We start from the raw sequence: 25,694 nt of genomic DNA on the forward strand, positions 1-25,694 counted from the left end.
CCGGTGATTTCATCAGTTGCCGGCCAGCGGCCGGCACTACCCATTTCCAGGGATCAGCCGTTGTCGCGCAGGAACCGGGCCATCGAGGAAACACCCGGCACGCGCGGCTCGAACTCACCGGCCACGTCGATGAAGCCGCGCATCACCGCGATCTCGCGTGGGCTCCGGTTGAGGCTGTCGCGCACTTCCGGATCGGCACCGGCACGCAGCAGGCGCTGCACCAGCAGCGGCAAACCGTGCAGGGCGGCCAGGTGCAGCGGGCCGAAACCGCGCGGGTCACGCACGTCCAGGCTCACGTCCTCGTCCAGCAGGCGCTCCACCGCGGCCATCACCACCTGCTCGTCGCAGGCGGTACCCGGCTCGGCGCGTGCGCCCAGCAGCAGCAGCAACGGCGTAACCGAACCGGCAGCAGCCTGGTCCGGTTCCGCACCGGCCAGCAGCAGGGTGTCGAGCAGGGCCAGCAGGCGCGAGCGGTCACGGGCACTGAAGCCATACAGCGCGGCACAGTGCAGCGGACCCAGCTGCTGCGCGTCACCGGCGTGCACGTCGGCACCGGCGGTGAGCAGGCGCGCGACGATGTCCGGCAGGCCCAGCGCCGAGGCCAGCATCAGCACCGTCACTCCGCCCGGCAGGCGATGTTCCAGCTTGGCACCGGCATCGAGCAGGGCCGAGACGATGTCCACCTGGCGCATGCTGACCGCCGCCGACAACGGCGTGGCACCACTGGCCGCCGCGTGCTGCGGATCGGCGCCACGCGCCAGCAGCAGATCGGTCACTGCCAGATGGCCACCACCGGCCGCACGCAGCAGCGCGGTGCAGCCCTGTGCATCGACGGCGTCGACGGCGAATCCCAGATCGATCAGGCGGCGCACGGCGTCCACATCACCGGCCATCGCGGCGGCAGGTAGATCGGCCTCGCGCAGGGTGCGGCGTGGCAACGGCCACACCCGCCAGTCCAGCCAGTCGGCCAGGTCACGGCGTCCAATCGACAGCGCCACGCCCAGCGGCGTCTGGCCATCAGCGGCGCGTGCTTCCGGCGAGGCGCCGTGCTGCACCAGCAGCTTCAACGCACCTTCGCGAGCCAGCGCGGTGGCCAGATGCAGGGCGGTCATGCCGTGGCTGTCGCGCGCTTCGCGATCGACGCCAGCCTTCAACAGGGCCTGCTGCAGGCGCAGCCAACCCAGGCGTACCGCCAGCGACAGCGGCGGATCACCGGCCGGCGAGGCCGCAAACGGATCGGCGCCGCGTTCCAGCAATTCCAGCGCCAGCTGTTCCAGCCCTCGGGCGGCCTGGTCGTGCTGGGCGCAGGCGGCGAGGAAGCGCGCAAGGCCACCGCGCCCGGCCGGCGACAGGCCACGCTGCAGCATCACCTGCAGCGCCGGCACCGCATCAATGCCGCGCGACAGCAGGGCGAACATCGGCGTGTCGGCGCAGGCGTCACGCACATAGGGATCGGCGCCGTGGCCCAGCAGCCAGTCGACCGCACGCGGTTCCAGCGCCAGCTCCGGATCGAGCAGCAGGCCACCCAGTTCTTCCGGCTGGCACAGCCTCGCCAGCGCGGCCATGCCTTCGGTGTTGCCGAAGCCCAACGCTTCACGCAGCAGGGTCAGCGGCGGACGGTCCGGCAGCAGGCCGCTGGCCATGGCCGCTTCGCCGCGCTCGGCCAGCCCATCACTGACGGCGGCCGGCAACGGATAGGACGGGTCCAGCAGGGCCACGATTGCCCAGCGGCCCGCTTCGGCGGCGTAGTCCACCGCGCGGCGGCCGACCGGATCGGCGGCATCGGCGGCGATGCCCAGCTCAACCAGGCGCTTGATCAGCAGCGGCGAGACATCCTCGGCCATCACCGCCAGCTGCACCGCGTTGCGGCCTTCGCCGTCCACGGCGACCAGGTCCGGCTTGTGTGGCAGCAGGTGCTCGATCACCGCAGCGCGACCGGCACGGGCCGCTTCCAGCCACGGCGTACGGCCCAGCGCATCGCGCGCTTCCAGGTTGGCGCCGGCACCGAGCAGCACGCCGATGATCTCCACGTGGCCGGCCAATGCCGCCTCGTGCAGCGCACTGCGGCGCTGGCGATCACGCGCGTCGGCGCGTGCCTTGTGCTTTAGCAGCAGCTGCACGCCGGCCGGATCGTCGTCCTCGGTGGCGGCGGCAGCCAGCAGCACCGGGGTGCCCTCGGCCGGCTCGCTGCGGGCACCGCGTTCGAGCAGGAAACGCGCCAGGCGCCAGTTACCGACCTGGCAGGCCACTGCCAGCGGCGACCAGCCATCACTGTTCAGCGCATCGACTTCGGCCGCGGCATCGCGCAGCAGCGCCGCCACGCCCGGGTCGGAACTGCGCGCAGCATGGTGCAGCGGCGTGTTGCCGTCGCTGTCGGTGGCGCGCGAATCGGCGCCGTTGGCGAGCAGGGTCATCACCGCTTCGGGGCGGCCATGCCAGCTGTCACGGGTCGCCGCCAGCAGCGGGGTCATGCCGCGGTGCGGCGCGTTCACGTCGACGCCGCGGGCGATCAGCTCACGCAGCAGGCGCAGGTCCGGCAGCACCGCGGCCAGTACCGCCAGGCTGCGCTGGTCGCGCCAGTTCGGGTCCGGCAATGCATAGGGATCGGCACCGGCCTGCAGCAGCTGCAGGCCGCGGTCGATGCGGCCATGGCGGGCGGCTTCGTACAGGGCCGGGGTCAGTTCCTGCGGCGCCATCGCCTCCAGCGGCGCGGTCTCGGCCGCGGCGGCGAACATCGGTTCGTGTTCGTGGCTGGTCGCGTTCAACGCGCCAGTACGCAACGACACCAGCGGTGCGGGCGCCACCCGCTGCAGCAGCAGGTGCAGCAGCGGCGACAGCACCACCACCGCCAGCGCGGCCGGCCAGCGAGCACTTTCAGGCAGCAGGTCGGGCCAGGCCGGCAGCACCACCAGTGCCGCCAGCGCGATCACCAGCGCGGCCACGCCGAGGCCGCGCCAGGCAGTCAGGTCGCGCCCGGCCAGCGCCTGCCAGTGCTGGGCCAGGCTGCCATCCAGGCGTTCGACATCGTTCCACAACGGCCAGGTGCGCCAGGCCGCCAGCAGGCCGGCACTGACCAGCACGCTCAGGCCCAGCACCGCCGCCAGGCTGCCGCTATCGCGCAGCGCGGCCAGCGGCCAGGCCAGCAGCAGCGCCAGCAGGACCGGTGCGGCCGCCCACAGCGCCAGCAGCGCGGGCAGGTCCTGGCGCGCAACCACCTTCAACGGCAGCAGCGCGCGGCTGCGCCGCCACCACGACACGCCCAGCGCGAACGCAGGCTGCGCCAGTGCGGCAAGCAGGGCGCCCGGGACGCCGCCCACGGCAGCGCCCAGCGCCAGCACGGCGCCAACAGTGAAGGCAATCGACAGGGCACGCGGACGGGAAGGATCAGTCATAGTGCCGCGGCATCAGGCTGGCCACCGACGGCGGCACCTGCAGGTAGAAGCCGCGTTCGCTCATTTCGCTGCGGACCTTGTCCGGGTCGGCCTGCGCCAGGCGGCGCTGGGCATCCAGGGCAACGTCCAGCACGAAAGTGAGCGTCCCCAGCGATTTGAGCAGCGGCGCAGGCAGCGCGCTGAAATCTTCGCGTCGGGGAACGTAGACGTAGGTGTCCGGCTTGAGTTGGCTTTTATAGACGTAGGCGTGCATGTCCGCGGGACAATAACCCGGGAAGAGCCATGATTGTGTCGGAAAGCCGACACCGGGGAAAGCCGTCAGCCGACGATGGCGGCGTGATCGACGGTGTTTCCCCGACGAGGTTCAGCAATGTGGCGACGGCGTTCAGCCTTGGCCCGATGCTCAGTGATAGCCGGCGTCGGCGTGCACCTTGCCGCGGAACACCCGGTAGGACCACGCCGTATAGCCGAGGATGACCGGCAGCAGGATCACCAGCCCGACCAGGGTGAAGCCCAGCGATGATGCCGGCGCAGCGGCCTGCCACAAGGTCATCGATGGCGGCAGCAGGTACGGCCACATGCCCAGCACCAGGCCGAGGAAGCCGAGCACGAACAGGGCAAGGCTGAGCAGGAACGGCGGCAGGTCACGGCGCGGATGGGTGGCGCTGCGCCACAACGCGGCCGCCACCGCCAGGGTCAGCAGCGGTACCGGCGACAGCCACCAGAAGTTGCCATCGCTGAACCAGCGGTCCATCAGGCGCGACTGCAGGAACGGCAGCCAGCTGCTGACCAGGCCCATCGCCGCGATCACCGCCACCACCAGCGGCCGGGTCATCTGCCGCGCCAGCGCCTGCACCCGGCCTTCGGTCTTCAGGATCAGCCAGGTACTGCCCAGCAGCGCGTAGCCGGCCACCAGCGCGGCGCCGGTCAACATCGCGAACGGACTGAACCAGGCGAACGGGCCACCGTGATAGACGCCGTCCTGCAGGGGCAGGCCCTGCACCAGCGTGCCGAGGATCACGCCCTGGGCGAAGGTGGCCAGCAGCGAGCCCAGTGCGAACGCCACGCTCCACAACCGGCGTGAGCGATGCGCCTTGAAGCGGAACTCGAAGGCCACGCCGCGGAACACCAGCGCCACCACCAGCAGCAGCACCGGCAGGTACAGCGCCGACAGCAGCACCGCGTACGCCTTCGGGAACGCCGCCAGCAGGCCGGCGCCACCCAGCACCAGCCAGGTTTCGTTGCCGTCCCAGATCGGCGCGGCGGTGTTCATCATCAGGTCCAGCTGTTCCTCGTCCTCGGCGAACGGGGCGAGGATGCCGATGCCGAGCACGAAGCCGTCCAGCACCACGTACATCAGCACACCGAAACCGATCACCGCGAACCACGCCACCGGCAGCCAGGTCATCATGTCCATGTCAGCGATCCTCCAGCGGTTCGTCGGCTGCCGACAGCGGGCGCGCCGGGGTATGGCTGCCGTGATCCAGCGATGGCCCTTCGGCATACGGCTGCGGCCCATGGCGCAGGATCTTCACCAGGTACCAGATGCCCCAGCCGAACACGAAGGCGTAACCGACCACGTAGACACCCAGCGACAGCGCGGTCATCCACGCACTCTGCGGGCCGACCGCATCGGCGGTGCGCAGCACGCCATACACCACCCACGGCTGGCGCCCCATTTCGGTGACGAACCACCCGGACAGCAGTGCGATGAAGCCACTCGGCAGCATCCAGTTCCACCCGCGCAGCAGCCACGGCGAATCCAGCAGCTTCCGGCGACACAGCTGGAAGGCCGAGACCCAGGCCAGCAGCAGCATCAGCGTGCCCAGCCCGACCATGATGCGGAAGGCGAAGAACACCGGCGTCACCGGCGGCCGTTCGCTGGCGGGCACCGAGGTGAGCGGATCGAAGCTGCCGTCCAGCGAATGGGTGAGGATCACGCTGCCCAGCTTCGGGATCGCCACTTCAAAATCGTTGCGCTCTTCCTTTTCGTTGGGCAGCGCGAACACCACCAGCGGCACGCCCTCGCCTTCCCTGGTTTCATGCCAGTGCGCTTCCATCGCCGCGATCTTCATCGGCTGATGCTTGAGCGTGTTCAGGCCATGCATGTCGCCGACGAAGATCTGCACTGGCACCGTCAGCGCCGCGAACGCTACCGCCGCGACCAGCATGCGCCGGCCGGCTTCCACGTGCGTGCCCTTGCGCAGGTACCACGCGCCGACGCCACCGATCACGAAACAGGTGGTGATGAACGAACCCAGCGCCATGTGCGCCAGGCGGTACGGGAACGAGGGGTTGAACACCACCTGCCACCAGTCCACCGGGTGCACGATGCCATTGACCATCTCGTAGCCGGCCGGCGTGTGCAGCCAGCTGTTGGACGACAGGATCCAGAACGTGGAGAACAGCGTGCCTAACGCCACCATGCAGGTGGACAGGAAATGCAGGCGCGGCGACACCCGGCCCCAGCCGAACATCATCACGCCCAGGAAGCTGGCTTCCAGGAAGAAGGCGGTCAGCACTTCATAGGTCAGCAGCGGGCCGATGACCGTGCCGGCCACTTCGCTCAGCCGCGGCCAGTTGGTACCGAACTGGAAGGCCATGACGATGCCGCTGACCACGCCCATGCCGAATGACACGGCGAAGATCTTCTGCCAGAAGAAGTACAGCTCGCGCCACACGGGCAGTTTCGTGCGCAGCCAGCGCCATTCAATGAAGGCCAGCCAGCTGGCCGTGCCGATGGTGAAGGCCGGGAACAGCACGTGGAAACTGATGACGAATCCGAACTGGATCCGGGACAACAACAACGCGTCCAAGGGACGCCTCCTGCCTGCGACCGGTGGGATACCGGACCACTTTAGGAGGATTTGGTTAAGCCGGGATGCGACCGGGTGACGCGCTGCTTCACTTTGTCGCAGGGGTCAACCGCTCTGGTAGCTGCCAACCTTGGTTGGCACGCGTCCAAGCGCCGACCAAGGTCGGCATCTACCAACAGCGATTGGCGCGCCCCATGCCCGGCGGGGGCTGTCAGAGCCAGAAATACCAGGCCGCGGCAGCCAGCAGCGCCCCGAACAACAGCACCTGCACCACCACGTACAGCACACCGCTGTCGTGCGTTTCCGCGTGCAGCCGCTGCTGCAGCGCCTCGCTCACATCAGGCACGGCGTGCCGTTGTTCCTGTTCACGCAACGCCTGTGCCAGCGCGCGCTCGTCCGCATCGCGAGGGTCGGTCGATTGGCTCACAGCAGTTCTCCGGCGGTGGCGTGCCGCGTCAGCTCCTGCTTCAGGATCTGCCGCGCGCGGTACAGGTGGCTCTTGATGGTACCGCGCGCCAGCCCGGTGACCTGCTCGATCTCGGCCAGATCGAAGTCCTCCAGATAGTGCAGGCCCACAATCAATCGCTGCGGCGCACTCAATCGCTCCAGTGCCGCGCCCAACTGGCGACCGGCCTGCAGCGATTCGCTGAATTCAGCCGGCCCGGGGCCTTCATCGCCGATGCCCAGTTCCTCGGGCACCTCCACCGCCACCATCCATTGCGCCTCCAGCCGCCGCCGACGCAGGTGCTGCAACGCAGTGGTGTAGGCCACCCGTGAAACCCAGGTACGCAGCGAGGATTCAAAGCGGAACCGGTGCAGCTGGCGGAACACCGCCAGGAAGGTCTCCTGCAGCAGGTCGGCCACCTGGTCGCGGTCGCCCACCATGCGCCCGATCACATGCGCGCAGGTGCGTTGATGGGTCTCCACCAGGTGCGCGAAGGCCGCCTGCGAGCCATCGATGATCGCCCGCACCAGGGCCTGATCCGCATCCAGTGGCTCGGCAGGTGCTGCGATCGCCGCCATGTTCTGGCGGCGACGGCCCCGCAGCGCCGACAATGCTTCGCCGAGCAGGCTCATCTACGGGGCGCCCCCTGTGCCCGTGGCATGGGCCAGCTCAGCCCTTGCGCGCCGCAGGACGGGTGAAGTGCCAGGCCAGCAGCTGGCCCAGGCCGGCGCTGCCAACCAGCGCGGCGGCGGCGCCGAAGGTCAGGTCACGGGCGCCGATGGCTTCCAGCAGGGCCATCGCCAGTGCCAGGCAGACCAGGCTGATGCCCCAGCGCAGCGCGCCCTGGCGGCGGCGCTCTTCTTCCAGCACGGCCAGCGAGCGGATCACCTCCTCCGGCACGTGTGGGGCCACCAGCTTGCTGCGGGCGCGGGCATCGGCAATGGCGTGGATCGCATAGGCGATGCAGATGAAGAGGGTGATCGGGATCAGTTCCTGCATGGTCGGACTCCTGTTCGGTGGATGATGCGGGTTCAAGACAATGGATGCGCGAGTCCGGCAACCGGTTGCAGCAGTTTGCTGATTCCGCTGCCATGACCTGTGGCCCCTGCCCGCGGCCGGGGCGGCTGCTACCCTTGCCCGGTTTCCTCTTCCGGTGCCGTCCGCCCATGTCCCGAGTGCTGCCCCTGTCCCTCCTGCTGTCGGCCGTGCTGGCCGCACCGGCCGCGCATGCCGCGCCGACGCCGATCACCATCGAACAGGCCATGGCCGACCCGGACTGGATCGGTCCGCCAGTCGAGAAGGCCTGGTGGTCGTGGAACAGCCAGCAGGTGGAGTACCAGCTCAAGCGCAACGGCAGCCCGGTGCGCGACACCTTCCGCCAGCCGGTGGCCGGTGGCGTGGCCGCGCAGGTGGCCGATGACCAGCGCGGCACCCTGGACGTGGCCGAGCCGGTCTACGACCGCAGCCGCAGCCGCAGTGCGTTCGTCCGCAATGGCGACGTGTTCGTGCGCGACCTGCGCAGCGGCGCGCTGACCCAGCTGACCCGCAGCAACGAGCGCGCGGGCAACGTGAACTTCGCGGCCGACAACGGCGTGATCTGGCGCGTCGGCCAGAACTGGTTCCACTGGACTGCCGCCAGTGGCGTGCAGCAGGTGGCCAGCCTGAAGGCCGAGAAGGACCCGCGTACGCCGCCGAAGGCCGACGTGCTGCGCGACCAGCAGCTGCGTACGCTGGAAACCCTGCGCCGCGACCGCGACCAGCGCGAGGCGCTGAAGGACCAGGACCAGCGCTGGCGCCAGGCCGACCCGACCCGCGCGCCCGGCCCGGTGTACCTGGGCACCGATGTGGAGATTGCCGACAGCGTGCTGTCGCCGGACCTGGGCCACCTGATCGTGGTGACCAAGCCGAAGGACTTCGACGACGGTCGCGGCGGCAAGATGCCGCTGTACGTGACCGAATCGGGCTACGAGGAAACCGAGGACACCCGCACCCGCGTCGGCCGCAACGGCTTCGAGCCGCACACCCTGTGGTACGTCGACGTGCGCACCGGCAAGGTCGAGAAGCTCTCGCTGGCCGGCCTGCCCGGCATCAACACCGATCCGCTGGCCGAGCTGCGCCGCAAGGCCGGCAAGGACGCGCTGAAGGGCGAGCGCAGCCTGCAGGTGATGAGCGATTTCATGGGCGGTGGCATCCGCTGGAGTGCCGACGGCCAGCAGGCTGCAGTAATGCTGCGTGCCAACGACAACAAGGACCGCTGGATCATCAGCGTCAATGCCGCCGACGGCCGCGTGCAGAACCGCCACCGGCTGACCGACAACGCCTGGATCAACTGGGGCTTCAACGATTTCGGCTGGATGGCCGACGGCCGCACGCTGTGGCTGCTGTCCGAGGAATCGGGCTTCTCGCATCTGTACACCCAGGCCGGCAGCGCCAAGCCGCAGGCGCTGACCAGCGGCAAGTGGGAGACCTCGGCACCGGTGCTGTCGGCCGATGGCAAGGGCTTCTACTTCCTGTGCAACCAGCAGGCCCCGCATGACTATGAAGTCTGCGCGGTCGACACCGGCAGCCGCCAGGTGCGCGAGCTGACCAGCCTCAACGGCGTGGAAGACTTCTCGCTGTCGCCGGATGGCCAGCAGCTGCTGGTGCGCTACTCCGGCGCCTACCTGCCGCCGCAGCTGGCGGTGCTGCCCAGTGCCGGCGGCCAGGCGCGCGTGCTGACCGATACCCGCACCGCCGACTACAAGGCCCGCCAGTGGATCCAGCCGAAGCTGGTGGCGGTGCCGTCCAAGCATGGCGCCGGCGTGGTCTGGGCCAAGTACTACGAACCGGAAAACAAGGAACCGGGCCGCAAGTACCCGATCGTGATGTTCGTGCACGGCGCCGGCTACCTGCAGAACGTGCACCAGCGCTACCCGGCCTACTTCCGCGAGCAGATGTTCCACAACCTGCTGGTGCAGAAGGGCTACATCGTGCTGGACATGGATTACCGCGGCAGCGAGGGCTACGGCCGCGACTGGCGTACGGCGATCTACCGCAACATGGGCCACCCGGAACTGGAAGACTACAAGGACGGCCTGGACTGGCTGGTCGACACCCAGCAGGGTGACCGCGACCACGCCGGCATCTACGGCGGCTCCTACGGCGGCTTCATGACCTTCATGGCGCTGTTCCGCTCGCCGGGCACCTTCAAGGCCGGCGCCGCGCTGCGTCCGGTGGTCGACTGGCACCAGTACAACCACGGCTACACCAGCAACATCCTCAACACCCCGGACATCGATCCGGAGGCGTACCGCGTGTCCTCGCCCATCGAGTACGCGCAGAACCTGCAGGACAACCTGCTGATCGCCCACGGCATGATGGATGACAACGTGTTCTTCCAGGACTCGGTGAACCTCACCCAGCGCCTGATCGAACTGCACAAGGACAACTGGTCGATCGCGCCGTACCCGCTGGAGCGCCACGGCTATGTCCGTGCCGATTCCTGGCTGGACCAGTACAAGCGCATCCTCAAGCTGTTCGAGCAGAACCTGAAGTGAGCACTGCCGCGGCCACGATAGAGATCGTGGCCGCGGTCATCCTGGATGACCGTGGCCGGGCGCTGGTGGTGCGCAAGCAGGGCGCCCACCGCTTCATCCAGCCGGGTGGCAAGCCCGAACCCGGCGAAGCGCCGCTGCAGGCGCTGGCCCGCGAGCTGGACGAGGAACTGGGCGTGCAGCTGCGCGCCGATGCCGCCCTCGCGCTGGGCGCCTTCGAAGACTGGGCGGTGAACGAGCCCGGCCATCGCGTGCGGGCGCAGGCGTGGTGGGTGCAGGTGGACGGTACCCCGCAGGCGCGCGCCGAGATTGCCGAACTGGCCTGGGTGCCGCTGCAGCCGCCACACGGCCTGCCCTTGGCACCGCTGAGCGAACACCATATCCTGCCGGCCGTCGCCACCCGGGTGACGGCCCGCTGATTACCCTACTGCTGCCCAGGACATCGGATGTCGCTTCAATCGCCCCAAGGCCGTCCTCCCAGCGCAGTCGCCGCCCAGGATTTCATCCGACCGCTGGGCTTGGCTTCCCTGCTGGTCTGCGCAGGGTTCGTCGTACTCATTGCACTTCAAGCGGTGTTGCTTTCGCAGCTGGCTGACAGTCCGCTCTGGCAGAGAATGATCATGACGGCCACTGAGCAGGGGTTTCCACAGAGCGTGCAGTGGATATTGAAGGGCCCGGTCGCCGCCACATTATGGCTGGCGCTACCCGGCATACCTGCCGTGCTTTCAAGCTGGGGCTTCTACCGGCAGCGTCGCTGGGGCCTCTGGAGCTATGTGGCATTGCTGTGGTTGTCTGCCGTGGCGAATTTCGCGGTCGTCTGGTGGCTGGACAGCATCTTCGCTGACCTCATGACGCATATCGTCGATCCACAGACGCTGCGCGAAGCCCAGGTCCAACGAATCCTGGCATCACTGACCTTGTTCGGAGGTGCCGTGGCCATACTCGTTGCGCAGGGTTGGCTGGCCTGGCGCTTGTTGCGGCCCGATATCCGCTCGCGCTTCCACTGAGCCCCACCCCCTTCTCGCACGACAAGGACCGTCGCATGCGCTTGCTGGCTCTTTTCCCTGCCCTGCTGCTGTTCGCCGCGCTGCCTGCCAGCGCCGATGCCCTGCGCTGCGCTGCGGCGAGTATCGCAGCCTCGATGACGGCATGGCACTGGTGTTCACCAGCCCCAGCAGCGGCTACCGCCACAACGGCATCGGTGAGCCGGAGCCGCTGTGGGTCGATCGCAGTGCGGAACAGACCCGCCTGGTCATGCTCGACGATGGCGTCGCGGAACCGATCCGGATCAGCGCCGATGGGCAGCGCATCGAGGACAGCGTGACGGTGATCTACACCCTGCGCCAGTCCCGGGCCTGCACCGCCGAACCCAGCGCGGTGGCCGGCAGCTGCCGCGCTGCTGGCAGCTACTGCATGGTGCAGCTGCCAACGGCCTCGCCCGGCCAGGCCCGGCGCGCCTGCGACGGGGGCGTGGGTGCGGGCTGCTCGACGCTGCTGCGGCTGATGCGTGAGGGTGGTGCGGCGAATGCAGCCGATGATGCAGCCCCGGCCGTTTTCGAGCGCCCGCCGCCGTGCCGTGAACACACCGGCGGGCACGATCGGCAGGCCTGCGAAGCCATGACCGACGATGCACTGGCCGCCGCCATGCGGCGGGTGGATCAACGGCTGGCACAGGAAGACGAAGACACGCTGGATTCGCCGCTTCCGGCCGCTGCACGCGATCGCCTGCAGCAGTTGTGCCTGCAGCACCGGGGTGGCCGCTTCTGCGTCGAGGTGGCCGCGCAGCAGCTGATCGCGCTGGAGCCCGCATTGGCGGTGCAGGCCCTGCAGGTCACCTGCGATGGCGGCCGCGTCAGTGCCTGCGAACGTACCGCACCATTGCGTGAACTCGGTGCCGACCTGCGCCTGGTGGCGCTCCAACATGTGCCGTGTGGTCGCTACCAGGCTGACGGTGGCGTGATCGACATGCTCGACTTCGGCGATGGCACGCAGGCCCGCCTGCACGAAGGCGCCGTCCAGCTGCAGCAGAACGGCGAAACCCTGACGCTGCGCCAGCTCGGCAACGGCGACCTGCTCGGCATGGACAACCAGACGGCCTACCAACGTTACCAGCCCGTGCCAGGCACGGCACAATGCACGCCCCCGCGCGAGGGCCGTGGTTCGCCGTAGCGCCTGGAGTTTTCCGTTCGATCGTCAAGGAGACGACATGCATTCACCCGCACCGCGCCGCCGCTGGCTGGCCTGGGCGTTGCTGCTGGCCGCGCCGATGGCCGCCGCGCAGTCACTGCAATGCGGCCTGTTCAAGGCCGATGAAGGCAGCAGCACGCTGCGCATCAGCTCACCCAACCGTGGCGAGCAGAAGCACTTCGGCAGTGCACCGTCTCCGGTCGCGTTCCAGCAGATCGATGGAAAGCTGCAACTGGTGAACCTGGAGTACGGCCTGCCCAGCGCGCTGCAGGTGCGCGATCGTGGCCGCACGGTTGAGGTGGATGGCACGGTCTACCTCCTGCAGGCCCTCGCACAGTGCGCCGCAGCCGCCACGCCGGCTGCAGGCAGCTGCCTGGCTGATGCGACGGCGTGCCTGGACAACCGTCGCGAAGCGACCCCGACCGCGCTGGAAGCAGGGTGCCGGGAAGGCGTGCCCGGCATGTGCCTGCAACTGGCCGATCGTTGGCACGATGAAGCCAAACCCACGGTCGAGGCCGATCCTGCCCTGGCAAAGGCAGCCCTCGACGCCGCCCTGTCCGGCATCAAGCTCCCCGTCGCCTGTGACGATGGTGGCTTCGAACAGGGAACCCCGGCGTGTGCCGCCGCGCTCGAGGCCGACCCCGCAGTGCAGGAGCAGCTGGTCAAGGCCGCGATGACGGCCGCCATGACCGAAGCGATGGTGACGATGACCGCGCCGACCGTGCCGGTGATCATTCCGACTGAGCGGCGGCAACAGTTGTTGCGGCTGTGCCGCGAGGTACCGCATGGCGGCTTCTGCACCCGGGTGGCTGAACTGTCCTGGGAGGCGGGAGATCCCCAGCAGGCGGTACAGGCCCTGGCTGCGGCCTGCATACCCGGCAATGACACCACCACCTGCGAGCGCCTGCCGGCGTTGCAGGCGGTGGGCGCATCGTTGCAGCCGCAACCGGCAACGGCCTTGCCCTGCGGCAGCTACCGGGCCGACGGCGGCCTGATGGACACGCTGGACTTCGGCGATGCCGGCCTGGTTGGCGTGGGCTGGAGCAGCCATCTTCGCGCACGCGTCGAAGAAGGCGACATCCGCATCCGCCACGACCGGGGCGGCGACTTCGTGCTGCGCCCGCTGCCTGGCGGCCAACTGCTGGGCCTGGACACCTGGACCCGCTTCCAGGTGTTCGTCCCCACTGGCGAGGGCTCGAGCCGCTGCAGTGCACCGAAGCAGTTCAAGGTGCTGCCACTGCCACAGGATTGCCCGCTGGCGTTGGCCAACGAGGACGGGGCCGAAGCCTGCTGTGCACAGGGCAAGCTGCAGGGCTGCAACATTCTCGGCAACCGCCTTGCGCTGTCCGGGAACTGGTTACAGGCCGCCGAGCACTACACCACGGTCTGCCGCGCTGGCGTCCGCGAGGGCTGCGAGAACCTGGTCACCGCTCAGGGCAACGGTGCGGATGTGGACGCACGGGCAACCCTGGAGCAGCTGTGCAAGGCCGACCGCAGCGGCCTGCATGTGGCCTGCGACGTACTCGGCACCCAGAACTGGGAGCTGATCACGCTGGGTGGTGCCCTGCAGAAGGCGGTTGACGAGGCGGCCGTGGACGACGCTCCGGCGCCGCGCAATTCCAACCGCAAGCGCTGAGCCCGCCAGGGCCTGTCCGCAGCTTCGGGCGGGCCCTGCGGTAAAGTACGCGCCATGAACGAATTCGAGCGCGTGCGCGCCTACCTCACCGACCTGCAGGACCGCATCTGCGCGGCGATCGAGGCCGTCGATGGCCAGGCCCGCTTCCAGGAAGATCTGTGGCAGCGGGCCGAGGGCGGCGGCGGGCGTACCCGCGTGCTGCGCGATGGTGCGGTGTTCGAACAGGCCGGCATCGGCTTCTCCGACGTGGCCGGCAGCCGCCTGCCGCCGTCGGCCTCGGCCAACCGCCCGGAACTGGCCGGCGCCTCGTGGCGCGCCACCGGCGTGTCGCTGGTGTTCCACCCGCTCAATCCCTACGTGCCGACCACCCATGCCAACGTGCGCTTCTTCCAGGCGCAGCGCGACGGCGAAGTGGTGGCCAGCTGGTTCGGCGGCGGCTTCGACCTGACCCCGTTCTATCCGTTCGACGAGGACGTGCAGCACTGGCATCGCGTGGCGCGCGATCTGTGTGCGCCGTTTGGCGAGGAGCGCTACGCCGCGCACAAGCGCTGGTGCGACGAGTACTTCTTCCTGCGCCACCGCAACGAAACGCGCGGCGTCGGCGGCCTGTTCTTCGATGACCTGCACGGCGATTTCGAACGCGATTTTGATTACCTGCGCGCGGTCGGCGATGGCTTCCTGGATGCGTACCTGCCGATCGTGCAGCAGCGCAAGGACACGCCCCATGGCGAGCGCGAACGCGAGTTCCAGCTGTACCGCCGTGGCCGCTACGTGGAATTCAACCTGGTCTACGACCGCGGTACGCTGTTCGGCCTGCAGAGCGGTGGCCGCAGCGAAAGCATCCTGATGAGCCTGCCGCCGCGGGTGCGCTGGGAATACGGCTTCAACCCGGACGCCGGCAGTGCCGAGGCGCGCCTGGCCGACTACCTGGTGCCGCGCGACTGGCTCTGATCTTCCGGCACCACGCCTGCGGTGCGTCGTGCACCGGACAGGTCATCTTTTTTCTTCAAGGATGATGTCATGCCCGCGTCTGTTTCCCTTCGTCCCCGCGCTGCGGGTTGGCGCTCCCTGCTGCTGCTCGTGCTGGCCTCGGCCAGCCTGCCGGCCGCCGCGCAATCGATGGCTTGCGGCACCTACAAGGACAGCAGCGGCAACACCACGCTGACCCTCGAAAGCGAGGGCCACGGCTTCCTGTCCGGCCCCTACCAGGCCACCGAGGAACTGCGCATCGCCCGCCAGGACGACGTGCTCGGCACCGGCAACCTGTCCACGGGCCGCCTGGAGAACTGGTACTTCTCCGACAACGACCGCACCCTTAGCACCCCGTACCGCGAGTTCACCCGTGAGCGCTCCGCCGCATGCAAGGTGATGCCAGAGCCCATCGAAGACGGTTGCGTGATGAACACCTCCGAGTGCCTGGAGGCCTTGCCAGAAGCCGAGCCGCAGAAGCTGCATGCCTGGTGCGCCGAGGGCGTGGGCGCCGCCTGCATGCGCCTGCTGGAAACCTACCAGCAGCAGGCCGAGGACGCTTCGCCGGGCCCGGCGGAGCCGCCGATGCCCGAGATCTGCAAGGAGGAGTCACCGTCGTTCGACGCCGAGGGCTGCACGGCGGTGGCCAGGCAGGTCGCCTCGGAAATGATGGGCAAGGCCCTGCTCGGCCTGCAGCATTCGGTGGATGCGCCGCTGCCGCCGGCACAGCTGGATGAACTGATCGCCCTGTGCCGCGTGCAGCAGGGCGAAACGTTCTGCGCCGACACCGCCGAGACCTTGTGGAGCAGTGGCCGCCTGCAGCAGGCCCGCGAGGCGCTGCAGCTGTCGTGTGCGCAGCGCGCGGATGCCCCGGCCTGCGGTCCGGCCAAGGACCTCGGCGTGCTGGCCAGCGCTCCCGGCACGGCGCTGGCACCGGTCACGGCCAGCGCGCTGCCCTGCGGCAGCTTTGAAGCCGAACGCAGCGTGCTGTCGCAGCTGCGCTTCCTCCAGGATGGCGTGGTCGAAGCCGGGGGCCGCGAGCAGCCACTACGCGCCAGCCTGCGCGACGGCCGCATCCTCATCCATCGCGAACTCGGCAGCGACTTCGTGCTGCAGCTGCTGCAGAACGGCAACCTGGCCGGTATCGACGGTGGCAACCGCTTCGCCTACTACGAGCGCAAGCCTGCGGCGGGCAACGACCGCTGCACGCCATGACCGGGGCTGGGTAGCACCGGTCCCCCGCCCGGCTGATGCACCGTGCAGCCGGGCCCAGGCTCGGCGCTACCAGGTCAGGTGCTCTTCCTGGGGATGATGGTGATGTGCCCGTTGATCTCCAGCAGGGCCAGTTCGACATCCTCAACACCCAGGCAGCCCTGCTGGCGCATGGCCGCCTCGAAATCGGCGCGGGTGACCTGCTCGCGACGCAGCACGGTGTCGAACAGGCGGCCATCGCGCGCGATCACCACCGGCTCTCCCTCCACCAGGCGCTCGATCCGCCGGTTGCGGGTACTGACCCAGCCCACCCCGTAGTTGAGCAGGATCAGGGTCGCCGCCAGCAGCAGGCCGCCGCCCAGCGAGGTGTCAGTGCCCAGCAGGGCGTTCTGTACGGCATTGCCCAGCAGCACGATCAGCAGCACGTCGAACGGCGTGATCTGCCCCAGCGCGCGCTTGCCGCTGAGCCGGACCATGCCCAGCACTACGACATAGACCACCACCGCGCGCAGGATGAACTCCCACCACGGCATCGCCAGTGCGAACAGATCGGGCATCGTTTTCCCCTGCGGAGCGGTGGCCCAGCGTGGCGCAGACGATTGCGTCTGGCAACGGCACAAATAAAAAGCCCCGCTGACCAGGGGGAGGTCAACGGGGCCGGGGAACGGGCACTTGGGGAGGAGTCCCCGTTCCGAGATCTGCTCCAGGGGATGGGAGAGATCCACAACAGGCATTGCGCCTGTCGAGAGTTATAGAAGCACTCCGAACACTAACGGTTCGTGAAGGGGCCCAATTTAATGAACTTCAATCGGGGGAACATTCATGATCGAGTCAGAAACCTCCGACTGATGAACAAATTCACGTCGTTTTCGGCCTGAAACGGGGTCAGTGCGCCTCGTCCCAGTTGCTGCCGATACCGGTATCGACCACCAGCGGCACCCGCAGTTTGGCCGCTTGCGACATGCGTTCCACCACCTGCAAACGCAAGTCTTCGACGAAACTGCTTTCGGTTTCGAACACCAGTTCATCGTGCACCTGCAGGATCATCCGTGCCGGTGCGCCGCTGTCACGCAGCCACTGGTCCACGTCCACCATCGCGCGCTTGATGATGTCGGCGGCGGTGCCCTGCATCGGCGCGTTGATCGCCGCGCGTTCAGCCCCCGCGCGCAGGCCCTGGTTGCGGGCATGAATGTCGTTCAGGTACAGGCGGCGGCCGAACAGGGTTTCCACGTAGCCCTGGTCGCGGGCCTGCTGGCGCATCCGCTCCATGAAGTCGCGCACGCCCGGGTAGCGGCTGAAGTACAGCGCCACGTAGTCCTGCGCCTGGCCACGGTCGATGCCCAGGTTGCGGGCCAGGCCGAACGCGCTCATGCCGTACATCAGGCCGAAGTTGATGGCCTTGGCGGCACGGCGTTCGTTCGGGGTCACTTCCTCCAGCGTGCGCCCGAACACCTCGGCAGCGGTGGCACGGTGCACGTCGGCGCCCTGCTCGAAGGCACGCACCAGGCCCGGGTCCTCGGACAGGTGGGCCATGATCCGCAGCTCGATCTGCGAATAGTCGGCCGCCAGCAGCTGGAAGCCCTCCGGCGCCACGAACGCGCGGCGGATGCGGCGGCCGTCCTCGGTGCGGATCGGGATGTTCTGCAGGTTCGGGTCCGATGAGGACAGGCGGCCGGTGGCGGCACCGGACTGGTGGTAGCTGGTGTGCACGCGGCCGGTGTCCGGGTTGACCATCTCCGGCAGCTTGTCGGTGTAGGTGCTGCGCAGCTTGGCCAGGCCGCGGTACTCCAGGATCACCCGCGGCAGCTCGTGCTGCTCGGCAATCGCCTCCAGCGCCTCTTCATTGGTGCTGGGCTGGCCCTTGGGGGTCTTCACCACCGCCGGCAGCTTCAGCTCATCGAACAGCACCGCCTGCAACTGCTTGGGCGAATCCAGGTTGAAGCTGCGCCCGGCCAGCTCGGTGGCCTTCTGCTGCGCGGCCAGCATGCGCGAGGACAGGTCCTGGCTCTGCCGGCGCAGTTCGTCGGTGTCGATCCGCACGCCATTGGCTTCGATGCTGGCCAGCACCGGCACCAGCGGCATCTCGATGTCGCGGTACACGCTGTCCAGCGCCGGCTCGGCCAGCAGCTGCGGCTGCAGCGCGTGGTGCAGGCGCAGGGTGATGTCGGCGTCCTCGGCCGCATAGCGGCTGGCTTCGTCGATGCCCACCTGCGAGAACGGAATCTGCTTGGCGCCCTTGCCGGCCACGTCCTCGAACTTGATGGTGCTGTAGCCCAGGTAGCGCAGGGCCAGCGAGTCCATGTCGTGGCGGGTGGCGGTGGAGTTGAGCACGAAGCTCTCGAGCATGGTGTCGTCGTGGTAGCCCTGCACGTCCACGCCGTGGCGGCGCAGCACATGCAGGTCGTACTTGCCGTGCTGGCCCAGCTTCTTCTTCGCCGGGTCCTGCAGCACCGGGCGCAGCGCGTCCAGCACCTGCTGCATCGGCAGCTGCGCCGGCGCCCCCGGGTAGTCGTGGCCGACCGGAACGTAGGCGGCCCTGCCCGGCTCGACGGCCAGACTGACACCGACCAGGCGCGCACGCATCGCGTCCAGCGCATCGGTCTCGGTATCGAAGCTGATCAGGTCGGCCTGCTGCAGGCGCTCGACCCAGGCCTGCAGCTGCTCGCTGGTCAGCACCGTCTCGTATTCACCGGGCGCGGCCAGCGCCGGGTCCAGCGTGCCGGCGGCCGGCGCTTCGGCGCTGCCACGGGCGAAGCCGGCGGCGGTACCGCGCAGGCTCGGGGTGGCCTCACTGGCAGCGGTGGGCGCCGGCAGCGGTGCTCCCAGTTCCTTCAGCGCCTGGGTGAAGCCGTAGCGCGTATACAGCTCGGTCAGCTCCGGCACGTCCTGCTCGCGCAGGGCCAGCGTGGTCGGGCTGGCGTCCAGTGCCACATCGGTGCGGATGGTCACCAGCTCGCGGTTCAGCGGCAGCCGCTCCAGTGCGGCGCGCAGGTTCTCGCCGATCTTGCCCTTCATGGTCGGCGCGGCCGCCATCACCCCGTCCAGGTGCTGGTACTCGGCCAGCCACTTGGCGGCGGTCTTCGGCCCGCACTTCTCCACGCCCGGCACGTTGTCGACGGTGTCACCCATCAGCGCCAGCAGATCGATGATCTGGTCGGCACGCACGCCGAACTTGTCCATCACTGCCGCGTCCGAATCCATGCGGCTGCCGGTCATGGTATTGACCAGCTCGATGCCCGGACGCACCAGCTGGGCGAAGTCCTTGTCGCCGGTGGAAATGGTCACCTTCAGGTCCTGCGCCAGGCCCTGCAGGGCCAGCGTGCCGATCACATCGTCGGCTTCCACGCCGGGGATGCGCAGGATGCTGATGCCCAGCGCCTCGACGATGCGGCACATCGGCTCGACCTGGCTGCGCAGCTCGTCGGGCATCGGCGGCCGGTTGGCCTTGTACTGGTCGTACAGGTCATCGCGGAAGGTCTTGCCGGGCGCATCGACCACGAACGCGACGTAGGCCGGGCGTTCCTTCAGCGTCGAGCGCAGCATGTTGACCACGCCGAACAGCGCGCCGGTGGGTTCACCCTGTGCATTGGACAGGGGCGGCAGCGCGTGGAACGCGCGGTACAGGTAACTGGACCCGTCGATCAGGACTAATCTGCTCATGCGCCGATTCTACGCGCCCGTGCCTGCACCGCGACGACACGGCACGCACCCGGCGATGGGGCATAATCAGGGCTCTATCCAGGCAAAGGCCCCCGCCGATGAAGACCCTGATGCTGGCTTCCGTGCTCCTGCTCGCTGGCTGCGCCAGCATGGGTGGTGCAGGTGCTCCCCCGGTGGACGTCAAGGGCGCCGATGTCTCCAAGCGCACCATGGACAACGGTGACACCATCGAGGAATACCGCGTGTCCGGCCAGCTGCGCATGGTCAAGGTGACCCCGTCGCGCGGCGCGCCGTACTACATGTATGACAAGAACGGCGACGGCCGTTTCGACAACGACAAGGACGGCGTGTCGCCGGTGTACTGGAAGCTCTACAGCTGGTGATGTGACCGGGGGCGGATCCCCGCGATTCAGTAGATCCACGCCATGCGTGGATATGGCCCTCCCGATCCCCCACAAAAAACAACGCCGGCGCGCATCCTGCGGCCGGCGTCGGGTCCCCTCCCCGGGAACGCTTGAATCAACGGGTGTGGATCAGCGGATCACCAGCACCGGCAGGGTGCTGCGCGCCAGCACTTCGGCGGTCTGGCTGCCCAGCAGCACGCGGGTGACGCCACGGCGGCCATGCGAGGTCATCACGATCAGGTCGCTGTTGCGCTCGCCCGCCGTCTCGATGATGCCGTCGGCCGCATAGCGGTCCAGCACATGCACCGGATTGGCGGTAATGCCCTGTTCGGCCGCCTTGGCCAGCGCCGGCTGCAGTACCTTCTGCGCGCCTTCCTCGCGGTCGGCCTTGTACTCGGGGCTGTTCATGTAGCCCACGCTCCAGCCCATGGCGTCGTACATGCCGACGGCCCACGGCTCGGAAACGGTCACGATATCGACCTCGGCATTGAGGTCCTTGGCCAGCTCCAGGCCCTTGGCCAGGCCCTTGTCGGCCAGCTCGGACCCGTCGGTGGCAATCAGGATGCGCTTGTACATGGTGGGGCTCCGTAGCGATCTGCCAGATGGGAACGACACCATTGCACACCGGATGTGCAGGCCGTGCCTTGAGCAGGATCAATCCGGCGCCGCGCAGCGGCACGCGAGCATCGCCCGCTTGCACGCGCCGGCCAGTGCGGCACATGCTCGGCGGGCGGCGCAGTGCCGCGCTCAAGGACGACCGACATGCAGGACAACAAACCGCCCGCCTGGAGTTCCCAGAAGTCCATCCTGGTCGCCGCGATCATCGCCTTGGCGGTGCTGTTCGGCGGCTACCAGATCGGCAAGGACATGGCGCTGCGCGACAACGCGCGGCAGGCGGCCGGCCGCTAACGGGCTGCCGTAGAGTCGAGCTTGCTCGACTGCTTTCTTTGCGGGTAGAAGCAGTCGAGCAAGCTCGACTCTACCGTTGCTTTGTTCAGGCGATCTGCACCACGCGTGCGTTCTGGCACAGCGGGTAGCTGGCCACGAATCCAGCGATCGCGTCACGCATTGCCTCGAACGATTCGCCATACATGTACAGCGCGGTCTCGGTCGGGCCCTGCCACCAGCTGCAGATCTCGCCCAGGCCGTCGATGTTCTCCGACAGCTGTTCGAACACGTGGTTGGAATCGCACTGCTCGTAGACTTCGTCCGGCAGGGTCAGCCCGTCCAGGTAGATGCCCAGGCCTTCGGTCACGCCGAAGCTGCGGTCGGCCTCGCCCGCACCCTGCAGCTGCGAGCCCTTCGGTGCACCCAGCTGCTCCAGCAGATCAAACAGCTTCGGTACGCCGGCGGCATCGACCAGCGCTACTTCGATATCGCCGTACTCGACCTCACCCAGGTCGGACATCGCGGTCCCGCCGCCGGTCAGCTCGCCCACCTGGGCCGCCTGCAGCAGCGCATCGAGCGGATCCTCGAACAGTTCATGGCGGTGCTCCGGCTGCAGCCGGGCGTTCAACTTCACGGTGACGTGCAGCGTGGGTTCTGTCATGGGGGCGCTCCTGGAAGGTGTCAGGCCCCATTGTAGAGTCCAAGGTAGCGGCAGGAGCCGCTGCCAACGTCGCTTGCGACGGCCCGAAGGGTGCCGGTCAGGACGACCGGCATAGCTTGCTCGACTGCCTTCCCGCCAGAAGCAGCCGAGCATGGCTCGGCTCTACAGGAATTCCCGGCCCCTCGACGGTGATCAGATCACCGTCAGGTTGGCATACGCCATCACCAGCCACTTGCTGCCGGCGTCGGCGAATTCGACCTGCACGCGGGCGTGCGCGCCGCTGCCTTCGTAGTCGGTCACCATGCCTTCGCCGAACTTGGGATGGGTGACCAGTGCGCCGAGCTTGAGCGGCGGTGCCTCGATCGAGGCATGGCCCATCACCCGGCTGCTGCCCAGCGAGGCCGGCCGCGAGACCTGCACCTTCGGGCGGACTTCATGCAGCAGTTCGCGCGGGATCTCGCGCAGGAAGCGCGACGGCAGGCTGTAGTTGTCCTGGCCGTGGATGCGACGCGATTCGGCGTAGCTCAGCACCAGTTTCTGGCGCGCGCGGGTGATGCCCACGTAGGCCAGGCGGCGCTCTTCTTCCAGCCGACCGCTTTCCTCCAGCGAGCGTGCGCTGGGGAACAGGCCTTCTTCCAGGCCGGCCAGGAACACCAGCGGGAATTCCAGGCCCTTGGCAGAGTGCAGGGTCATCAACTGCACACCGTCCTCGCCCGCCTGCGCCTGGCCCTCACCGGCCTCCAGCGCGGCATAGGCCAGGAACGCGACCAGCTCGTCCATGTCCTCGCCCACTTCCTCGATGTCGTCGGCGCGGCGTACGAAACGCGAAGCCACCGAGACCAGTTCGTCGAGGTTGTCGGTGCGCGATTCCGAATCCAGCGCGTTGCGGCTTTCCTTGCTCCAGTGCTCGCGCAGCTGCGAGCGGGCCAGCACGTGGTCCACGCGCTCGGCCAGGGTCATGTGCAGGGTCTGCGCCTGCAGCTCGTTGACCAGCACCAGGAAGCCGGCCAGCGCATTGCGCGCACGTGCGGCCAGCGCGCTGCCCTGGGTGACCAGCATGGTCGCTTCCCACAGCGAGATGCCCTGCGCGCGCGCCTCGCGGCGCACTTCGTCCAGCGTGCGGTCGCCGATGCCACGGGTGGGCGTGTTGACCGCGCGCTCGAACGCCGCGTCATCGTTGCGGTTGGACAGCAGGCGCAGGTAGGCCAGCGCGTCCTTGATTTCGGCACGCTCGAAGAAGCGCATGCCACCGTACACGCGGTACGGTACCTGCTCGCTCAGCAGCGCTTCTTCCAGCGCGCGCGACTGCGCGTTGCTGCGGTAGAGCACGGCCACTTCGGTATAGCTGCCACCGTCACGCACCCACTGGCGGGCACGCTCGACGATGTAGCGCGCCTCGTCCATCTCGTTGTACGCGGCATACAGGTCGATCGGCTCACCGTCACCGCTGTCGGTCCACAGCTGCTTGCCGATGCGGTCGGGGTTGTGCGCGATCACCGCGTTGGCGGCGCCGAGGATGTTGGCGGTGGAGCGGTAGTTCTGTTCCAGGCGGATGGTCTGCGCGCCCGGGAAGTCACGCAGGAAGCCCTGCACGTTCTCCACCTTGGCACCGCGCCAGCCGTAGATGGCCTGGTCATCGTCGCCGACCACGAACACGTGGCCGGAATCACCGGCCAGCACGCGCACGAAGGCGTACTGGATGGCGTTGGTGTCCTGGAATTCGTCCACCAGGATTTCGCGGAAGCGGGCGCGGTAGTGCGACAGCAGCGCCGGGTTGTCGCGCAGCAACTCGTGCGCGCGCAGCAGCAACTCGGCGAAGTCGACCAGGCCGGCGCGGTCGCAGCGTGCCTGGTACTCGATATAGGCCTGGCGCATGGTTTCCAGCCACGCGTCGTTCGGTTCGGGCTGGATGTGCTGCGGGCGGCGGCCTTCGTCCTTCTGCGCGTTGATCCACCACGCGATCTGCTTGGCCGGATACTTGCCGTCGTCCAGTTCCAGCGCCTGCACCACGCGCTTGACCAGCCGCAGCTGGTCGTCCGAATCCATCACCTGGAAGCCTTCGGGCAGCTTCGCGTCCTGCCAGTGCAGGCGCAGCAGGCGGTTGGCCAGGCCGTGGAAGGTGCCGATCCACATGCCGCGGCTGCCATTGGGCAGCTGTGCGTCGATGCGGTGGCGCATTTCGCCGGCCGCCTTGTTGGTGAAGGTCACCGCGAAGATGCCGTGGGTCGGCACGCCATCGACTTCATGCAGCCAGGCGATGCGGTGGGTGAGTACGCGGGTCTTGCCGGAACCGGCACCGGCCAGCACCAGGTGGTGGCCGGGGGGAGCGGAGACGGCTTCGCGCTGGGCCGGGTTCAGGCCATCAAGCAGGTGGGAGACATCCATGCCCCCATTTTACGGCATCGCCGTCGCTGCTCCTGCGACCACCTGGGTTGCCAGTGCGTGCGCCTGCTGACGCAGTTCAGGCACGGCCAGGCTTTCCCACAGGCTGCCGATGCGCAGGCTGCCGAGCACGCCCAATCGTGCCTGCGGCTGGCCACCGGCGGCACACAGGCGATCGCCCGGCACCGTGCTGTCCAGGCCCAGCCCATGCGGGCCAGGGCGGGCCAGCCCATCGGCCTGCAGCTGTTGCAGCAACGGATTGCGCAGCGCGCTGGCACGGGTTTCCACGCCGGTGGCGTTGATCACCCCGCCGATCGTCCACTGCTGTTCATTGCCCGAGGCATCGCGGCCGGACAGCTGCACCGCGCCGCCCTCGCGCCAGACGCGTTGCAGGCGGCTGCGGTGAATGCGCAGCTGGCCGCTGTCCTGCAGCGCCTGCAACTGCGCATCCACCTCTTCAGCGATGCGATGGCGATGCACGTCCCAATAGCGCACCACATGGCGCAGGAAGCGGCGCTGGCCGGCCTCATCGAGGCTGCACCACAGTGCCTGCCCGTGCGGACGGATGCGGTCCATCACGCCCTGCCACGGCATGCCTTCGGCCTGTGCCTGCCCGGCAAACTGGCGCAACGCACGCAGGCGCTGGCGCAGGTTCATCGGCAGCAGCGTGGCCGGGTCGAAGCTCGGCATGCCGCCGTGCGCGTGCGGCAACGGCAGCAGGCCATGGCGCGAGATCACGTGCAGCGGTCCGCTGTGGCCAGCGGCGACCAGCGCCAGCACGGTGTCGGCCATGCTCAGGCCGGAGCCGACAATGGCCACGGCCTGCTCGCCGGCCAGGGTGCGTACGCCGTCGTAGTCCCAGGCCTCGATCACATCGTCGGCAGGCAGCGCATCGGCGCCGGCCACCGGCAGCGGGCGCATGCTGTTACCGGTGGCCAGCACCGCCTGTGCGGCGTGCAGCGTCTGGCCATCGCCCAGCTGCAGTTGGTAACCATGGTCATCCGGCTGCAGGCCCAGCACCGGCTGCGCGATCACCTGCAGCTGCGCCGGGCTGGCCGCGGCGGCATCCTGCAGGCGCTGCTGCAGGTAGGCGGCGAAGTAGTGGCGGCACACGTAGCGCTCGCCCAGCACCTCGCGCGCCTCGCCCGGGTAGGCATTGGCGGCCATCAGGTAGTCGAGGAAATCGCCGGGCGCGTCGGCAAACGCGCTCATCTTCGCCGCCGGCACGTTCAGCAGATGCTCCGGCCACGGCGTGGCATAGGCGATGCCTTGCGCCAGCTGCGAGGCCGGCTCGAAGATGGCCAGCGCCAGCGGCGCACGGGCCTGGCGCAATACCTGGATCGCCACCAGCACCCCGGCCGCACCACCACCGATGATCGCCAGGTCCAGTTCGCCATTACGCGGTGAATCAGTCATGTGCCGATTGTAGGCCATCGGCGATGACAGGCCGGAGTGCCGAAGCGGGCGGGATGGGTACAGCCTTATCTCGAAGTCTAAGGAACCGGAGAA

The 25,694-nt window shown here is 68.4% G+C and carries 21 protein-coding genes and 1 pseudogene; 9 read left to right on the forward strand and 13 right to left on the reverse strand.

Annotated elements, in window-relative coordinates; translation table 11 throughout:
• Positions 1 to 53: 53 nt before the first annotated feature.
• The 7 genes from N7590_RS13190 to N7590_RS13220 form a co-directional block, all read right to left on the reverse strand.
• Positions 54 to 3,392: an ankyrin repeat domain-containing protein gene (locus N7590_RS13190; protein ID WP_053509332.1), complete on the reverse strand. Its 3,339-nt coding sequence runs from the start codon at positions 3,390 to 3,392 to the stop codon at positions 54 to 56.
• Entirely contained in the window at positions 3,385 to 3,645 is a 261-nt protein-coding gene (locus tag N7590_RS13195; RefSeq protein WP_006476245.1) for a YcgL domain-containing protein, read from the reverse strand. Before N7590_RS13195 ends, N7590_RS13190 begins: the two co-directional genes overlap by 8 nt.
• A gap of 150 nt (positions 3,646 to 3,795) precedes the next feature.
• A complete protein-coding gene (gene cydB / locus N7590_RS13200) occupies positions 3,796 to 4,809 on the reverse strand; it encodes a cytochrome d ubiquinol oxidase subunit II (RefSeq protein ID WP_164240787.1) in 1,014 nt (337 codons plus the stop codon).
• A gap of 1 nt (position 4,810) precedes the next feature.
• Positions 4,811 to 6,208, reverse strand: a complete 1,398-nt coding sequence (locus N7590_RS13205) for a cytochrome ubiquinol oxidase subunit I (RefSeq protein ID WP_053509337.1) — start codon at positions 6,206 to 6,208, stop codon at positions 4,811 to 4,813.
• Positions 6,209 to 6,419: 211 nt separating this feature from the next.
• Positions 6,420 to 6,635 (reverse strand): hypothetical protein, encoded by a 216-nt coding sequence (locus N7590_RS13210; RefSeq protein WP_053509339.1) that lies wholly within the window; start codon positions 6,633 to 6,635, stop codon positions 6,420 to 6,422.
• Positions 6,632 to 7,285 (reverse strand): sigma-70 family RNA polymerase sigma factor, encoded by a 654-nt coding sequence (locus N7590_RS13215; RefSeq protein WP_164240788.1) that lies wholly within the window; start codon positions 7,283 to 7,285, stop codon positions 6,632 to 6,634. Before N7590_RS13215 ends, N7590_RS13210 begins: the two co-directional genes overlap by 4 nt.
• Positions 7,286 to 7,322: 37 nt before the next feature.
• On the reverse strand, positions 7,323 to 7,652 hold the full coding sequence (locus tag N7590_RS13220; protein ID WP_005414880.1) for a hypothetical protein: 330 nt from the start codon (positions 7,650 to 7,652) through the stop codon (positions 7,323 to 7,325).
• A 167-nt stretch (positions 7,653 to 7,819) separates the two neighbouring features.
• Between N7590_RS13220 and N7590_RS13225 the strand changes: the two genes are divergently transcribed.
• The 7 genes and pseudogenes from N7590_RS13225 to N7590_RS13255 all read left to right on the forward strand — a co-directional run bounded on the left by N7590_RS13225 (position 7,820) and on the right by N7590_RS13255 (position 16,193).
• On the forward strand, positions 7,820 to 10,189 hold the full coding sequence (locus tag N7590_RS13225) for a S9 family peptidase (RefSeq protein ID WP_164240789.1): 2,370 nt from the start codon (positions 7,820 to 7,822) through the stop codon (positions 10,187 to 10,189).
• Positions 10,186 to 10,605, forward strand: coding sequence for an NUDIX domain-containing protein (locus N7590_RS13230; protein ID WP_164240790.1), 420 nt, complete (start codon positions 10,186 to 10,188; stop codon positions 10,603 to 10,605). The genes N7590_RS13225 and N7590_RS13230 overlap by 4 nt, the downstream gene beginning before the upstream one ends.
• A gap of 27 nt (positions 10,606 to 10,632) precedes the next feature.
• Positions 10,633 to 11,193, forward strand: a complete 561-nt coding sequence (locus N7590_RS13235) for a hypothetical protein (RefSeq protein ID WP_164240791.1) — start codon at positions 10,633 to 10,635, stop codon at positions 11,191 to 11,193.
• A 35-nt stretch (positions 11,194 to 11,228) separates the two neighbouring features.
• Positions 11,229 to 12,355 (forward strand): annotated as a pseudogene (locus N7590_RS13240) (hypothetical protein).
• 37 nt (positions 12,356 to 12,392) lie between these two features.
• Entirely contained in the window at positions 12,393 to 14,009 is a 1,617-nt protein-coding gene (locus tag N7590_RS13245) for a hypothetical protein (protein WP_164240793.1), read from the forward strand.
• A gap of 54 nt (positions 14,010 to 14,063) precedes the next feature.
• On the forward strand, positions 14,064 to 14,960 hold the full coding sequence (hemF, locus tag N7590_RS13250) for an oxygen-dependent coproporphyrinogen oxidase (protein ID WP_164240794.1): 897 nt from the start codon (positions 14,064 to 14,066) through the stop codon (positions 14,958 to 14,960).
• A 69-nt stretch (positions 14,961 to 15,029) separates the two neighbouring features.
• Positions 15,030 to 16,193: a hypothetical protein gene (locus N7590_RS13255; RefSeq protein WP_164240795.1), complete on the forward strand. Its 1,164-nt coding sequence runs from the start codon at positions 15,030 to 15,032 to the stop codon at positions 16,191 to 16,193.
• Positions 16,194 to 16,267: 74 nt separating this feature from the next.
• Here the strand turns inward: N7590_RS13255 and N7590_RS13260 are convergent, their stop codons facing one another.
• Together N7590_RS13260 and polA are read right to left on the reverse strand one after the other, a co-directional pair.
• Complete coding sequence (locus N7590_RS13260) at positions 16,268 to 16,747, reverse strand: YetF domain-containing protein (protein ID WP_008266839.1); 480 nt, start codon at positions 16,745 to 16,747, stop codon at positions 16,268 to 16,270.
• A 328-nt stretch (positions 16,748 to 17,075) separates the two neighbouring features.
• Entirely contained in the window at positions 17,076 to 19,850 is a 2,775-nt protein-coding gene (polA, locus tag N7590_RS13265) for a DNA polymerase I (protein WP_164240796.1), read from the reverse strand.
• Between the two features lie 98 nt (positions 19,851 to 19,948).
• On the opposite strand from polA, the gene N7590_RS13270 reads away from it, so the two are divergent.
• Complete coding sequence (locus tag N7590_RS13270; RefSeq protein WP_040006855.1) at positions 19,949 to 20,233, forward strand: DUF2782 domain-containing protein; 285 nt, start codon at positions 19,949 to 19,951, stop codon at positions 20,231 to 20,233.
• A 150-nt stretch (positions 20,234 to 20,383) separates the two neighbouring features.
• Here N7590_RS13270 and N7590_RS13275 read toward each other — a convergent pair whose 3' ends face one another.
• The gene (locus tag N7590_RS13275) at positions 20,384 to 20,830 is read right to left on the reverse strand and encodes a universal stress protein (RefSeq protein WP_005411629.1); all 447 of its coding nucleotides are present in this window, start codon (positions 20,828 to 20,830) and stop codon (positions 20,384 to 20,386) included.
• Between the two features lie 186 nt (positions 20,831 to 21,016).
• Here N7590_RS13275 and N7590_RS13280 point away from each other — a divergent pair, with 186 nt between their 5' ends.
• The gene (locus tag N7590_RS13280; RefSeq protein ID WP_166671571.1) at positions 21,017 to 21,163 is read left to right on the forward strand and encodes a hypothetical protein; all 147 of its coding nucleotides are present in this window, start codon (positions 21,017 to 21,019) and stop codon (positions 21,161 to 21,163) included.
• An 85-nt stretch (positions 21,164 to 21,248) separates the two neighbouring features.
• Here N7590_RS13280 and N7590_RS13285 read toward each other — a convergent pair whose 3' ends face one another.
• From N7590_RS13285 to N7590_RS13295, 3 genes are all read right to left on the reverse strand, one after another.
• Entirely contained in the window at positions 21,249 to 21,803 is a 555-nt protein-coding gene (locus tag N7590_RS13285; protein WP_279935598.1) for a hypothetical protein, read from the reverse strand.
• A 192-nt stretch (positions 21,804 to 21,995) separates the two neighbouring features.
• Positions 21,996 to 24,188 (reverse strand): DNA helicase II, encoded by a 2,193-nt coding sequence (gene uvrD / locus N7590_RS13290; RefSeq protein ID WP_053451155.1) that lies wholly within the window; start codon positions 24,186 to 24,188, stop codon positions 21,996 to 21,998.
• 9 nt (positions 24,189 to 24,197) lie between these two features.
• Positions 24,198 to 25,619: an FAD/NAD(P)-binding protein gene (locus N7590_RS13295; protein ID WP_164240797.1), complete on the reverse strand. Its 1,422-nt coding sequence runs from the start codon at positions 25,617 to 25,619 to the stop codon at positions 24,198 to 24,200.
• Positions 25,620 to 25,694: the final 75 nt, after the last annotated feature.

The organism is Stenotrophomonas sp. GD04024 (assembly GCF_029837545.1).
GTDB lineage: Bacteria > Pseudomonadota > Gammaproteobacteria > Xanthomonadales > Xanthomonadaceae > Stenotrophomonas > Stenotrophomonas forensis.